At 65.8% G+C, this 14,480-nt stretch carries 9 protein-coding genes; 7 read left to right on the forward strand and 2 right to left on the reverse strand.

Annotated elements, in window-relative coordinates:
- Positions 1-330 precede the first annotated feature (330 nt).
- Both HLH45_RS07935 and HLH45_RS07940 read right to left on the reverse strand, forming a co-directional pair.
- A complete protein-coding gene (locus tag HLH45_RS07935) occupies positions 331-2,517 on the reverse strand; it encodes a methyl-accepting chemotaxis protein (RefSeq protein ID WP_029818585.1) in 2,187 nt (728 codons plus the stop codon).
- Between the two features lie 266 nt (positions 2,518-2,783).
- Positions 2,784-4,220 carry a cellulase family glycosylhydrolase gene (locus tag HLH45_RS07940; RefSeq protein ID WP_008576556.1) on the reverse strand — a complete coding sequence of 479 codons (1,437 nt, stop codon included), beginning with the start codon at positions 4,218-4,220 and terminating at the stop codon, positions 2,784-2,786.
- 212 nt (positions 4,221-4,432) lie between these two features.
- On the opposite strand from HLH45_RS07940, the gene HLH45_RS07945 reads away from it, so the two are divergent.
- From HLH45_RS07945 to HLH45_RS07975, 7 genes are all read left to right on the forward strand, one after another.
- On the forward strand, positions 4,433-5,920 hold the full coding sequence (locus HLH45_RS07945) for a SulP family inorganic anion transporter (protein ID WP_008576558.1): 1,488 nt from the start codon (positions 4,433-4,435) through the stop codon (positions 5,918-5,920).
- Between the two features lie 237 nt (positions 5,921-6,157).
- A complete protein-coding gene (locus HLH45_RS07950) occupies positions 6,158-7,138 on the forward strand; it encodes a GGDEF domain-containing protein (RefSeq protein ID WP_033479133.1) in 981 nt (326 codons plus the stop codon).
- Positions 7,139-7,305: 167 nt separating this feature from the next.
- A complete protein-coding gene (locus tag HLH45_RS07955) occupies positions 7,306-8,955 on the forward strand; it encodes a M28 family metallopeptidase (protein ID WP_046932253.1) in 1,650 nt (549 codons plus the stop codon).
- Positions 8,956-9,882: 927 nt separating this feature from the next.
- Positions 9,883-11,820 (forward strand): glucans biosynthesis glucosyltransferase MdoH, encoded by a 1,938-nt coding sequence (gene mdoH / locus HLH45_RS07960; protein WP_011346300.1) that lies wholly within the window; start codon positions 9,883-9,885, stop codon positions 11,818-11,820.
- A gap of 150 nt (positions 11,821-11,970) precedes the next feature.
- Positions 11,971-12,639, forward strand: a complete 669-nt coding sequence (locus tag HLH45_RS07965; RefSeq protein WP_008574348.1) for an alpha/beta hydrolase — start codon at positions 11,971-11,973, stop codon at positions 12,637-12,639.
- Between the two features lie 4 nt (positions 12,640-12,643).
- Positions 12,644-13,693, forward strand: coding sequence for a sensor histidine kinase (locus HLH45_RS07970; protein ID WP_008574347.1), 1,050 nt, complete (start codon positions 12,644-12,646; stop codon positions 13,691-13,693).
- 30 nt (positions 13,694-13,723) lie between these two features.
- Positions 13,724-14,461, forward strand: coding sequence for a LytR/AlgR family response regulator transcription factor (locus HLH45_RS07975; RefSeq protein ID WP_008574346.1), 738 nt, complete (start codon positions 13,724-13,726; stop codon positions 14,459-14,461).
- The last annotated feature ends 19 nt before the right edge of the window (positions 14,462-14,480 follow it).

A 14,480-nucleotide genomic window follows, 5' to 3' on the forward strand; every position in this document is an offset into this window, starting at 1 on the left:
GCCGCGCCCGCGTCGCAAAAAGGCAACGATGCGCGTCCCTGCTTGGGGAACGCTCGATAGAGCGCGTCGACACCGACCCTGGCACGTTGCGCGCCGCAGTTGGTGCTCAGGTGCCCGGTCAGTCGCTTTACAGCACCCCACCATCGCTTCGCGCAGGCTGGCGATGGTGGGGTCGGCCCCTGATTGCGGTGAACCCTGATGCGGACGCATGGCAGATGGCGGTCTTCTTGTGCCGATCCAAAACCATCAGTCGCCGTGATTGCTGCACATGCCATCGACATCGCCTGCCGCACAGGAGCGAGCGCTCGTGTGCGTGGCAGGCGATATCGCTCACGCACGTCGCCTGTGCTCGTGCACAGCGTGCTTGGCGGCCGCCGGCTTCGTAGCGGCAAGCGCGTTCGTTGCGCCACGTACCGGCGGTGTTCCGGCATCCGATGTCAGCCGGAACACCGCCACGGCGCGGGTCAGGTCTGCTGCCTGGTCTTCCATGCTGCGCGCGGCCGCGGTGGCTTCTTCCACCAGTGCGGCGTTTTGCTGGGTCATTTCGTCCAGCTGCATCACCGTGGTGCTGACCTGTTCGATGCCGGCGCTTTGTTCGGTGCTGGCCGCGGTGATCTCGGCCATGATGTCGGTCACGCGCTTCACCGAGCTGACCACCTCGGTCATGGTGCTGCCGGCCTGTTGCACCAGCTCCGAACCCTGCGCCACTTTTTCCACCGAATCGGAAATCAGCTGCTTGATTTCCTTGGCAGCACCGGCCGAGCGCTGCGCCAGGGCGCGCACTTCGGTGGCGACCACGGCAAAGCCACGGCCTTGCTCGCCTGCGCGCGCTGCTTCCACGGCCGCATTCAGCGCCAGGATGTTGGTCTGGAAGGCGATGCCGTCGATCACCCCGATGATGTCGGAAATACGCGCCGACGATTGCGTGATCGCCTGCATGGTGCTCACCACTTCCTGCACCACGCGGCCGCCGCTCTCGGCCACATCGCCGGTGCCCTTGACCAGTTGGTTGGCCTGGCGCGCGTTGTCGGCGTTCTGGCGCACGGTGGAGGTGAGTTCTTCCATCGAAGCGGCGGTTTCTTCCAGGTTCGCTGCCTGATGCTCGGTGCGCGTGGACAGGTCGGCATTGCCGCTGGCGATCTCGCCTGCCGCGGTATTGATCATCTCGGCCGAGTGCTGGATGCCCTGCACGATGCTGGTCAATTGGATGGCGGTGCGGTTGGCTGCATCGGCCAGGCGACCGAACGCGCCTTCGTAATGCGACTCCACGCGCTGCGACAGGTCGCCGTCGGCGATCGCGGCCATGATGCGGCCCACATCGTCCAACCCGGCGTCGGCCTGCTGCATCAGCCGGTTCAGCGCCTGCACCATTTCCGCAAACGCGAACTGGTAATGCGATTGGTCGCCACGTGCGGAGAAATCGCCGCGCGCAGCTGCATCGGCCAGGCGCGCGATGTCGCTGTTGATTGCAGACAGATTCTCTTTCACCGTATCCAGCGCCTGATGCAAGGCTGCGCGCTGGCCGGGCAGGCGACGCATGTCGCGGCGCAGATCGCCACGGCCGTAGTCGCTCATCACGTCCATCGCTTCGTTGATGGCATCTAGATGTTCGAATACCACCGTGTTGACGCCGTGCGCCAGCGTGCCGTAATCGCCGGGGAAATCTTCCGGAATGCGGTGCGCGATGTTCTCGCCCTGCTGCAGGCGGATCATGGTCTGCATCTCGCCGTTGAAGCGCTGCAGCTGGGTCTGCATCTGCTGCATGCTGTGCATCAGCTGGCCGGTTTCATCGCGCGATTCCACGCGGATGTCGTTGTCGAAGCGGCCCGAGGCGATGGCTTCGGCAGTGCGCGAGGCAGCGCGCAGCGGCGCGGCCATGGCCGAGGCGATCAGCCAGCACAGCCCGATCACCAGCGCCACCAGGGCGCCGCCGATCAAGGTCAGGGTGCGCGTGAAACCCCACGCCTGCACTTGGATGTCTTCGGCATACACGCCCATCACCAGCACCCAGTTCCAGGCCGGAAAGGTCTTGGCATAGCTGATCTTCGGTAGCTGTTCCTTCTTGCCCGGCTTGGGCGCGTCGTAATAGCTGAAGCCGTCGCCGCTATCGATGGCGGTCTTGATGTCGCGATACACGTATTGCCCGGCATCGCTCTTGTAGTCGGTCATGTCGGTGCCGACCGGGCGCTTGGGATGCATCAGGATGCGCATCTGCGGGTCGACGATGAAGAAGTAATCCACCCCGTCGTTGGTGCGCATGTCGGCCAGCGTGGTGCGCGCGGCTTCCTTGGCTTGCTCCAGGCTCAGCTCGCCGGCTTTGACCTTGTCGGCATAGTGCTGCATCACCGTCAGGCCCATCTCCACCTCGGTCTTGACGCTGAGCTTGCGCGCCTCCACCAGATCCAGATATTGCAGGCGCGCGGCGGCCATCGCCAGCAGGATCACGCCCACGGTCAATAGCGTGCACAACAGGACGAACTTTCGGGTGAGCGGGAGATTGGCAACAGAACGACGCAAGAGGGAAACAACAGGCATGACAACGACATCCAGAACGCGCGCACGGCGCTACATCATGGATAGCGGCTGATTCACATGCAGGTTGAATACTAACTGCGGCAGCGTCCGCTCAGGCGATGCAACAACGTGCCAATGCAATGTAGGAGCGCACCGGCCGCGACAAGACGTATCGGTAACGTTCCTCGCGCCCGCGCGCTGCTACGGAAGCATCAGCATTGGTCCATCGATGCAACGGCGGACACGCACTGCGTGTCCGCCGCATTGCATCAACCTGCAGCGCAGAAGCCGAACTCGGCAGTGGCGCCGGGCGCCAGCGTGCGGTTGAAGTCCACGCCGCTGGCCTGGAGTGTGGTGCCGCTCTGTGACCAGGTGACGTTCCAGGCGTTGTTGACGGTGCCGGTGACTGTCAGCGAGATCGACCAGTTGCCGCTGGCGGTGCCGGTATTGGTGACCTGCACGCGGTTGCAGTAGCCACCGTTCCAGGTACTGTCCGGGATCACCTTGGTACTGAAGCCCGCGCTTGGCGTCGGGGTTGGCGTCGGTGTCGGTGTCGGCGTGGGGGTCGGCGTTGGCGTCGGTGTGCTGTTGCTTACCGTTCCCCACAGCGTCCGCAACAAGGTCATCTTGTCTTCGCGCACGCTGATCCAGTCGTCGCGCAGGATGCCGCCGGTATCGCCGCTATTGGGGTTCCACGACCAATAGAACCCTTCGTTGATGCCCTTGCCACGCAGGTATTTCACCAGTGCGTCTTGCCAGACTTTGTCGCGCGCATCGCCTTCGCCATACTTGCCGCCGAATTCGCCCAGCAGCAATGCGTGATTGCCGGCAAACTGGCCGAAATGGCGGTCCCAGATCGCGGGCATGTTGTTGGGGAAGTTGCTGTCGTTGAAGTACGACTGCACGAACACGTCCGGGCCGTACACATGCGGTGCCAGCAACAGGCGGTTGGCCGGAATGTTCAATGGGGTGCAGGCCAGCGGCTGCAGGCTGCCACCCCAGAAGATGCCGCCATTGGTCGAACACACCGGGTTGTCGGTGATGCCTTCCACCGCAATGATCCACTTCGGCGCCACCGCAAGCACGGCGGCAGAACCGCGCTCGGCGGCCTTGTTCCAGTCGGTGGCGGCGTTGCCCGTGCCCCAGGTCGCGGCGCCGTGCGGCTCGTTCTTCAGATCCACGCCGATCACCCTCGGCACGTTCTTATAGCGGTTGGCGACAAAGCGCAGATCGTCCAGCCATTGCGCTTCGGAATATGAACTGGTGTACCACAGCTCGGAAATCGCCGCGCAATCGGGCGTGTGGTGATCCAGCAGCACATACATGCCGCGTGCGTTGAATTCGTTGATCACCTTGTCGAGGATCTGCAGCGAGGTCAGGCCCTGCAGATCGGCGTTGCGGCTGTAGTCGATGCTGCTGGGCATCTGGCCGCTACGCAGCGTGGCCGGGCAAAACGGCAGGCGCACCGCGTTGAAGCCCAGGCCCTGCATCTGGTTGATCATCTCCTTCCAGTTGCGTGCCCACAGGCCATGCATGACATGGTTGCCGGTCTCGAAGCCGAACACGTTGACGCCCTTGAGCTGAACCACGTTGCCGTTGTCGTCGACGATCTTGTTGTTGCTGACCGAATAGCTGAAAGCCGGTGCGGCTGTGAGCGCTAACATCGTTGCCAATGCGAGCGTACTTGCAGTCCTGAAAATGGACATGATGGTCTCCCTGGATGACCGAACTCGACGGCCGAGTGCGGTGAGGGGGGCATCTTGGTCTTCGGCTGCGCCGTGTGGCGTGACCGCTGCCACAGAAGAGCGCAGTGGCGCACCGATCACACGCAAGCTGCGGGCGAGGTCGCTTTCCCGCACACTATCGGTGCTGCGTGCTGTCCGCAGGCTGTCCTTTTTGTCCCCCGGAGTGTCCCTCAATGTCCTTGTTGCGTGCCGAAATGGCGCAATGGCGCGTCTCCCCCGCGCGCGAACTCATGGCCGGTGCGGTCGCCACATTTGCGCTGATTCCCGAAGTGATTGCATTCGCGTTCGTCGCCGGGGTGGATCCGCAGGTGGGCCTGTTCGCATCCTTCGTGATCGGCATCGTGATCGCGTTTTGCGGGGGGCGGCCGGCAATGATTTCGGCTGCCGCCGGCTCGGTGGCGCTGGTGGCTGCACCGCTGGTGGCCGCGCACGGGTTGCCCTATCTGCTGGCCGCCGGCCTGCTCGCTGGCGTGGTGCAGATCCTGTTCGGGTTGTTGCGCCTGGGCGTGCTGATGCGCTTTGTCAGCAGTTCAGTGCGTACCGGTTTCGTCAACGCGCTGGCCGTGCTCATCTTCGCGGCGCAACTGCCGCATCTGATCGGGGCCAACCTGACCACCTGGGTCATGCTGGGCGCAGGCCTTGCCATCATCTACGGCCTGCCGCGTCTGCGCCTGCCGGTGCTGTCGGCGATTCCCTCGCCCCTGCTGTGCATCCTGCTGCTCAGCGTGGCCGGCACTGCGCTGCATCTGCCGCTCAAGACGGTGGCCGATCTGGGCAAGCTGCCCAACGCGCTACCGTTCCTGCAATGGCCGGCGGTGCCGTTGACGCTGGAGACGCTGCGCATCATCGCGCTGCCTGCACTGGCCATTGCCATGGTGGGCCTGCTCGAGTCGATGATGACCGCGCGCGTGGTCGATGAACTCACCGACACGCCCAGCAACAAGAACCGCGAATGCACCGGCCTGGGCATCGCCAACGCGGCGGCCAGCCTGTTCGGCGGCATCGCCGGCTGCGGCATGATCGGGCAGACCGTGGGCAACGTGAAATACGGCGGCCGCGGCCGGCTGTCCACGTTGTTTGCCGGCGTGTTCCTGCTGATCCTGATGGTGCTGCTCAAGCCGTGGGTGTCGCAGGTGCCGGTGGTGGCGCTGGTGGCGATCATGGTGATGGTGTCGGCGGAGACCTTCGACTGGCGCTCGCTGCGCACCGTGGTGACCCACCCGCGCACCTCCAGCGTGGTGATGCTGGCCACCGTGGCGGTCACATTGTTCACGCACAACCTGGCGGCAGGTGTGGCGATCGGCGTGCTGCTGAGCGGGGTGTTCTTCACCTTCAAGGTGGCCGGGTTGCTGCAGATCGCGCATCACGATGGCGCGGATGGCGTGCGCACCTACAGCGTGCGCGGGCAGGTGTTCTTCGCCTCGGCCGATGTGTTCATCGACGCCTTCGACGCACGCGAGGTGCCCGGCCGCGCAGTGGTGATCGATGTCGGCCGCGCGCACTTCTGGGACATCACCGCGGTGGCGGCACTGGACAAGGTGGTGCAGCGTTTGCGTCATCACGGGCTGGACGTGCAGGTGAAAGGCCTGAATGCCGGCAGCCGCCGCCTGATGCAGCGGCATGCCTTGGGCGAAGACGCGCTGGAATCGGCACTGCCTTAGAGCGTGTTATTCACGTTGAGATGGAATGCGCCTGGCACGCCTGCGGCGCGTCATCCCGGGCTGTCCGTGCGCTGAGCGCGGCTGCGAGCGAATTCAAGTTCCGGCGGGCGACGCCGATGATTCGGCATCCTCATTGCCGGTCGTCGCTGTGATGCCAGTGGGTTTCAGCCCGAGATGTGTACCTGCGTGCCAAGCCCGGCATGACGGGTTCGTGTCCGCCCGCCGGAGGGCGCAGCCGTGACCAACGCACCGTTGCTGGAACGGATGGTGGACCTGACCGCCATCCGCGATGCGGACCTGCTCGATCTGAGCCTGTTGCGCACCGTGCGCGAAGTCTGCGCGGCCGAAGAACTTTCGCTGCTGCGCATCGCCCCGGACAGCAACAGCATCGCCGAAACGCGCCTGAGCGACGATGGCCGGCTGGCGCTGACGGTGGCGGAGATCCACGATGCGCGCACGCGCATCCAGCTGGCCGAGGTGCATGGGCCGGGCGATGTGGTGCAGCTGCACGAAGACGGCCGCGCCCTGCTGGTCTACCCGATGATGGAAGCGCGCGGCATCCGGACCTGCCTGCGGGTGGGCGGGACGCGTATTCCCGGCGTTGCCGAGCAAGCGATGCTGCAGGGCTTTGCGCGCTTCTTCCAGAACTACCGCAGCCTGCTCGACGACGCCCAGCGCGATGCGCTGACCGGCCTGCGCAACCGCAAGACCTTCGACGATGTGATCCTGCGGCTGTTTGCCGGTGGTGCCGACTCCGCCGCAGAGCAGGGCGTGTGGCTGGGCATCGTGGACATCGATCACTTTAAGCGCGTCAACGACACCTTCGGGCATCTGTATGGCGATGAGGTACTGCTGCTGGTCGCACAGCTGATGCAGCGTGCCTTTCGCCAGGACGACCTGCTGTTCCGCTTCGGCGGCGAAGAGTTCGTGATCGTGTTGCGCGGCGTGGACCGCGACACGGCCGTGAGTCTGTTCGAGCGATTCCGGCTGGCGGTGGCCGAGCACCTGTTCCCGCAGGTGGGGCAGGTCACGCTCAGCACCGGCATCGTCGAACTGACGCACGGTCGGCTGATCAGCGAAATGCTGGACGAAGCCGACAAAGCGCTGTACTGGGCCAAGCAGAACGGCCGCAATCGCGCGGCGGTCTATGCTGAGCTGATTGCCGGTGGGCAATTGCAGCAGGTTGCGCAACCAGTGGGCAGCATCGATCTGTTCTAGGCGCCAGCGCGGCGCTGAAACAGGCCAGAGCTCTTGGCCGTGGATGCAGACACGAAGCTTCTGCAGTATTCATCGCACCCGCATCGCAGGCTTCGGCGCAGCCGCAGGTATCGGCCTGCACGCGATGCTGGCTACACTCCAGGGCTATCCATGATGCGGGGTGTGCAATGAAGCGAGTTGCCGTGGGACTTCTGGCAATGGCGGTCTCGACCGCACTGATGGCGGCCACGCCGAGTTTCGATGGCGCGCGCATCTCGCGCGACGTCAAGGAACTGGCCTCCGACGCCTATGAAGGCCGCGGCCCGGCCACTGCCGGCGAAGAAAAGACCATTGCCTACCTGAGCGAGCAGTTCGCCGAAGCCGGCCTGCAGCCGGGCGGCGACCTGGCCAACGGCAAGCGCGGCTGGACCCAGGCGGTGCCGTTGCGGCGCGCCGATATCGTCGGCACGCCGACCATTGCGGTGCAGAACGCGGGCAAGCCGCAAACGCTGACCCAAGGCAAGCAAATCTCCATCCGTGCCGCGCTGGATGGCTCATCCAAAGTGGAGATCGCCAACGCGCCGCTGGTGTTCGTCGGCTACGGCGTCAAGGCGCCCGAGCGCAACTGGGACGATTTCAAGGGTGTGGACCTGAAGGGCAAGATCGCGGTGGTGCTGATCAACGACCCGGATTTCGAAACCGGCAAGGGCGACTTCGACGGCACCGGCATGACCTACTACGGCCGCTGGACCTACAAGTACGAAGAAGGCGCGCGCCAGGGCGCACTCGGCGTGCTGGTGGTGCACGAAACCGCGCCTGCCTCGTATGGCTGGGACACGGTGGCCAGCTCCAACACCAACACCATGTTCGACGTGGTGCGCGACAACCCGCGCAGCGCGCATCCCACGCTGGAAGGCTGGATCCAGCGCGATCTGGCCACCGAGCTGTTCAAGCACGCCGGGCTGGATTTCGAGACCTTGGAGAAGCAGGCGCAGACGCGCGGGTTCAAGCCGGTCGAGCTCAAGGACCAGCGTTTGAGCGCCAGCTACCAGGTCAAATCCGATGTGATCACCTCGCACAACGTGGTGGCGCGGCTGGAAGGCAGCAAACATCCGGACGAGACGCTGATCTACAGCGCGCACTGGGACCATATCGGCGTGGGCAAGCCGGATGCACGCGGCGACACCATCTTCAATGGTGCATTGGACAATGCCAGCGGCACCGCCGCGCTGCTGGAGCTGGCGCGTGGTTTCGCCCAGGGGCCAACGCCTGAGCGCTCGGTGGTCTTCCTGGCGGTCACCGCCGAAGAAAAGGGCCTGCTGGGCTCGGAGTTCTACGCCTCCAAGCCGCTGTACCCGCTGGACACCACGGTGGCGGTGATCAACATGGACGGCATGAATCCGTTCGTGCCCTCGCGCGATTTCGGCATCTACGGCACGGCAAAGCTCGAGCTGCTCGATCAACTGAAGAGCGTGGCCGCGCAATCCAAGCTCCGTTACACGCCCGATCCCAAGCCGCAGGCTGGGTATTTCTTCCGTTCCGATCATTTCTCGTTCGCCAAGCGCGGCGTGCCGGCGCTGTCGTATGCAGCCGGCCAGGATTGGGAAGTGGGCGGCGTGGCGGCAGGAAAGGCGGCCGCCGACGACTACACCGCCAAGCGCTATCACCAGCAAGGCGACGAATGGAAGCCGGATTGGACCTTCGCCGGCGCCGCCCGCGACCTGGGCGTGCTGTATGCATTGGGCCAGCAGCTGGCCGACTCGCGCCAGTGGCCGAACTGGAGCCAGGATTCGGAGTTCCGCGCTACCCGCGACGCCAGCGCGGCGGCACGCAAGTAAGACGGCTCACAACGTCATTGCGCGAGGACCAGGGCTGCTGCCCTTGCGCAATGGCGCATGTGCCATATCGATATGCCGCGTTTGAATAAGCCTTGCCTGCCACGCGGCTTGTGCTTGCTGTTGTCGGTCACAGCAAGCGGCGAACGTTCTGTGCAATGCCCTCCTGCTGGCGGCATGGATGCCGCATCGCGCCCCAGATGCATTCACGGCGTGTCCGGCGAGCGGCGAGGGCACTGCGCACGCGACACGGCGGGCCTAAGGATCGCCGAGCGCTCGCAGACGTCATTGATGCCTCGATCAAGCGGTTGCATCAGCAAACAAAACCACGTGCGACGAGCCGCTTTCCCGGGCATCGCGCAACGGTCTGGTGCGGCGAGGACGCCGCATACTCGACCAATCAAGCTGCTGCCGCAGGCCTTGAGAACGTCCGACCACCGCAATGCCTGGAATTCCAGAGCGCCTTGAGCGATGCAGAGCGGCCAACCAATCGCTTGTCCCAACCTCTGACCGCATCGGCACAACGCAACGCCAGCGCCCCGTCGCCGCAACCGATTGCACGCCATGGCACACCAATTGCACCTCTCCGGCAGGATGGCCCGGCCAGCGGTCCGTGACAGGGTCTGCGCTAGGCTGCAATCTGTTGGGGTTGCGTTCGGTCGGTGCGGCGTAGTCTGCCGCGCGGTCCTCGTGGGGGAGGGCGAAGACCGTACGCGGCGTTCGTTCCTTTAACGGTCGATTCTTTAGGATGAGCTGCGAGGTGAGATTGCAGCCAGGAGAACTTGTGCATCGGAGTGGTTTCAGAGCGTCTTGGTCGTACACCGTCGGGCTCGCCCGCTCGGCCGCGTGCCAGGCAACATCGCACTGCATGGCGGGGATGGACCTCCCGTGTCAGCCCGCACTGTCGTCCTCGCGCGACGGGCAGCCCTGATGGATGGCACCGTGACTCCTTCCCCGACAACGACTGCAATGCCCCCCGTTTCCGCCCTCGATGCCGGCACGCCCACGCTGCCGCCGGAAGCACCGCTGGCGATGCCCGAACAGAACCTGCGCGAAGGCAGCCTGCAAGTGCGCCACCAGCGCACTTCGCCGCCCGGCATCGGCGTGCGCCGCTTCTATTTGATCGGCGGCACCTTCGCCACCACCGCCATCGCCGTGTGGGTGATGCTCAGCGTGCTGTGGCCCGACGGCATCAGCGTGCTGGAAGGCTGCCTGCTCGGCCTGTTCGTGTTGCTGTTCGCCTGGATCGCCATGTCCTTCGCCAGCGCGGTGGCTGGTTTCGTCACCGTGGTGGCGCGCGCCGGCCGCAAGCTCGGCATCGACCCGGAGCAACCCCTGCCCACGCTGCGTTCGCGCACCGCGTTGCTGATGCCCACCTACAACGAAGACCCGCGCCGGCTGTTGGCCGGCCTGCAGGCCATCTACGAATCGGTCGCCGAGACCGGCCAGTTGGAGCATTTCGATTTCTTCGTGCTCAGCGACACCACCCGCGAGCACATCGGCCGCGCCGAGGAGCTGGTCTATAACGAACTTTGCGATCGCGTCGACGGGCATGGCCGCATCTTCTACCGCCGCCGCGCCGACAACGCCGCGCGCAAGGCCGGCAATGTGGCCGACTGGGTGCGTCGCTTCGGCGGCAGCTACCCGCAGATGCTGATCCTGGACGCCGATAGCGTGATGACCGGCGACACCATCGTGCGGCTGGTCGCCGGCATGGAAAACAACCCGGACGTGGGCCTGATCCAGACCTTGCCGGCAGTGGTCAACGGGCAGACCCTGTTCGCCCGCATGCAGCAGTTCGGCGGGCGCGTGTACGGGCCGATCATCGCCTTCGGCGTGGCCTGGTGGCACGGCGCCGAGAGCAATTACTGGGGCCATAACGCCATCATCCGCACTCAGGCCTTCGCCGATCACGCCGGCCTGCCGTCGCTGCGCGGGCGCAAGCCGTTCGGCGGGCATGTGCTCAGCCACGACTTCGTCGAAGCGGCGCTGATGCGGCGCGGCGGCTGGGCCATGCACATGGTGCCGTACCTGCAGGGCAGCTACGAAGAAGGCCCGCCCACGCTGACCGACCTGCTGATCCGCGACCGCCGCTGGTGCCAGGGCAACCTGCAGCACGCCAAGGTGGTGAGCGCCAAGGGCCTGCACTGGATCAGCCGCATGCACATGCTGATCGGCATCGGGCATTACTTCACCGCGCCGATGTGGGGTCTGTTGATGCTGATCGGCATCGGCATTCCGCTGGCCGGCGGCGGTATCGATCTGGCCGGCGACCTGCCGTTCTCGCCCGCCCGTTACTGGCACGGCAGCAGCCAGGGCAATGCGATCTGGATCTTCATCTGCACCATGTTCGTGTTGCTGGCGCCCAAGCTGCTCGGCTACATCGCGTTGCTGCTCAACCCGCGCGAACTGCGCGCCTGCGGTGGTGCCTTCCGCGCTGCGGTGAGCATCCTGCTGGAGACCGTGCTGGCCGCCCTGATGGCGCCGGTGGTGATGTACCTGCAGTCGCGCGGTGTGTTCGAGGTGCTGGCGGGCAAGGATTCGGGCTGGGATGCGCAGGTGCGCGACGACGGCAAGCTGTCGTGGCCGGCGCTGTTTCGCAGCTATGGCGGTCTGACCGTGTTCGGCCTGTTCATGGGCGCGGTGGCCTACGCGGTCTCGCCCGCGCTGGCCGCCTGGATGGGGCCTGTGATCGTCGGCATGGCGTTGTCGATTCCGGTGGTGGCGCTGACCTCGCTGCGTCGCACCGGCATGGCGCTACGCCGCGCCGGCATTTTCTGCATCCCCGAAGAACTCGACCCGCCCAAGGTGCTGGTGCGTGCCTCCGAGCTGCGCCGCGCCGCTGCGCTGGAACCGTCGCTGATCTGAGTGTGCGTCGGCGCCGGCCTCATTGGCCGGCGCTGTGGCGCGGTCGCCTGCAGAGGCCCGTGGCGATCGGCGGGCCTCAAGCCTCTGGCGCCGGTTGATCTGGCCCACCCCTCGCGCAAGGCATAATGCCCAGCCCGCAAGCGGAGCTGGATGATGCTGGAAGTGATCGAACGCGAGACCGGACCGAACCCGCAATGGAGCGTGCTGTGGCTGCATGGCCTGGGCGCCGATGGCAGCGACTTCGCCCCGATGGTGCCCGAGCTGGTACGCCCGCAATGGCCCGCGCTGCGCTTCGTGTTCCCGCATGCGCCGATCCGCCCGATCACCATCAATAATGGCGTGCGCATGCGCGGCTGGTACGACATCGTCGGCATGGATTTCGCCCAGCGCGCCGACAAGGCCGGCATCGCCGAATCGGTCACCCAGGTCGAGGCCTTGATCGCCCATGAGCAGAGCCGCGGCATCGCGCCTAAGCGCATCCTGCTGGCCGGCTTCTCGCAAGGCGGCGCCGTGACCCTGGCCGTTGGCCTGCAGCGCAGCGTGCCGCTGGCCGGGCTGATCGCCATGTCCACCTATCTGCCGGATCCGGCCGCGGCCGCCAGCCAGTTGCAGCCGGCCGCCCTGCGCCAACCGCTGTTCATGGCGCATGGCACGGCCGACCCGGTGGTGCCGTTCGCGGCCGGCCAGGCCAGCATGCAGACCTTGCGCACGCTGGGTTTCGCACTGGATTGGCACACCTACCCGATGGGTCACCAGGTCTGCCTGGAAGAGATCGAGGCCTTGCGCAACTGGATGCAGGCACGCTTCACCGCTGCCTGAGCCCATGGCCCAGCGCGCACCGCAGATCGCCTGGATGCCGGACCTGTGCCGGCTGCCGCGGTTGGGCGCGATGCTGGGCCTGGCCGAGTTGGTGGTGCTGGTGGTGACCTTGGTCCCCGACGCCGGCGCGCGCAACATCACATTGTCGCGGTTCCTCTCCGCCAGCGGCTTGGCGCTGTGGCTGGCATTGGCGGTCACCGTGCTGCTGTGCGTGTTGCGGCCCACCTTGTCGCGATTGCCGCCACGGCTGGGCGGGCTGAGCGCCTTGCTGATCGCTGCCGTGGTGGCGATGCTCGGTGCCGGCATCGTGCATGGCCTGTATGCGGTGCTCGGGCAGGTCCCGCTGGGCGCGCAGGTCGGCTTCTGGCGGTTCACGCTCGGCAGTGCGGCCACGGTGGTGCTGATCACTGCGCTGGCGCTGCGCTACTTCTATGTCAGCGACCGCTGGGAGGCGCAGGTGCAGGCCAATGCACGCGCCGAGGCGGATGCCCTGCAGGCGCGCATTCGCCCGCACTTCCTGTTCAACAGCATGAACCTCATCGTCAGCCTGCTGCGGCGCGATCCGGTGGTGGCCGAACAGGCGGTGCTGGACCTGTCGGATCTGTTCCGCGCCGCCCTCGGCGCCGGCGAGGGCGTCTCCACCTTGCGTGCCGAATGCGAACTGGCCGAACGCTATCTGGCAATCGAATCGCTGCGCCTGGGCGAGCGCCTGCAAGTGCGCTGGCACCGCCAGGAACCGTTGCCGTGGGAGCTGCCGATGCCGCGCCTGGTGCTGCAGCCGCTGGTCGAAAATGCGGTACTGCATGGCGTTTCGCGCATGCCCGAAGGCGGTACGCTGTACCTGTCGCTGCGTCAGCGCGGCAACCAGCTGCAGATCCGCATCGTCAACCCGGCGCCGCAGCCCGGCACCCAGTTGCCGCTGCTGGCCGGCGCCGGGCATGCCCAGGCCAGCATCTCGCACCGGCTGGCGTTCCAGTTCGGCGCCGGGGCACGGATGGCGGCCAGCTGGGCTGAAGGCTACTATGCCTGTGAGATCACATTGCCGCTGCCGTGAGGGGAAAGTCACTGCAGCGAGGGGGAGTCCATGACGGCCACGCAAGTGCGGGTGCTGATCGCCGATGACGAGCCACTGGCGCGCGAGCGCCTGCGCATGCTGCTGGGCGAGCATCCGCAGGTCGAGGTGATCGGCGAGGCCGAAAACGGCCAGCAAGTGCTGCAGCAGTGCGAACAGCTGCGCCCGGACCTGGTGCTGCTGGATATCGCCATGCCCGGCGTGGACGGCCTGGAAACCGCGCGGCTGCTGCGGCAAGGCCAGCCGCCGCCGGCGGTGGTGTTCTGCACCGCCTACGACCAGCATGCCTTGTCGGCGTTCGACGCGGCCGCGCTGGATTACCTGATGAAACCGGTGCGCCCGGAACGGCTGGCATCTGCACTGGAGAAAGTCGCCACCTTCCTGGCCGGCCGCGTGCCCGGCACCGCGCCCAGGCCGCTGCGCACCCATCTGTGCGCGCGCCTGCGCGGCAGCCTGCGGCTGATCGCCATCGGCGACATTCGCTACCTGCAGGCCGAAGAGAAGTACGTCATCGTCCATCACACGCGCGGCGAGGACTTGATCGAAGAGTCGCTGAAATCGCTGGAAGACGAATTTGCCGACCGCCTGGTGCGCATCCATCGCAATTGTCTGGTGGCCCGCGATGAACTGGTGGAACTGCGCCGCAGCGGCGATGGCCAGGTCTACGCGGTGCTGCGCAACGTGCCGCAGACCCTGGAAGTGAGTCGGCGCTGCGTGGCCAGCCTGCGCGATCAACTACGCCAACTGTGAGTTCGGTGCCGGCTCCGCG

This window comes from Xanthomonas euvesicatoria, assembly GCF_013112235.1.
GTDB lineage: Bacteria > Pseudomonadota > Gammaproteobacteria > Xanthomonadales > Xanthomonadaceae > Xanthomonas > Xanthomonas euvesicatoria.

What these genes read in the sequence shown, in the direction of transcription:
- HLH45_RS07975 (WP_008574346.1), top strand. Translation starts at nt 13,724, where the DNA reads ATGACGGCCACGCAAGTGCGGGTGCTGATCGCCGATGACGAGCCACTG.
- HLH45_RS07940 (WP_008576556.1), bottom strand. Translation starts at nt 4,220, where the DNA reads ATGTCCATTTTCAGGACTGCAAGTACGCTCGCATTGGCAACGATGTTA.
- HLH45_RS07945 (WP_008576558.1), top strand. Translation starts at nt 4,433, where the DNA reads ATGTCCTTGTTGCGTGCCGAAATGGCGCAATGGCGCGTCTCCCCCGCG.
- HLH45_RS07955 (WP_046932253.1), top strand. Translation starts at nt 7,306, where the DNA reads ATGAAGCGAGTTGCCGTGGGACTTCTGGCAATGGCGGTCTCGACCGCA.
- mdoH (WP_011346300.1), top strand. Translation starts at nt 9,883, where the DNA reads ATGGATGGCACCGTGACTCCTTCCCCGACAACGACTGCAATGCCCCCC.
- HLH45_RS07970 (WP_008574347.1), top strand. Translation starts at nt 12,644, where the DNA reads ATGGCCCAGCGCGCACCGCAGATCGCCTGGATGCCGGACCTGTGCCGG.
- HLH45_RS07965 (WP_008574348.1), top strand. Translation starts at nt 11,971, where the DNA reads ATGATGCTGGAAGTGATCGAACGCGAGACCGGACCGAACCCGCAATGG.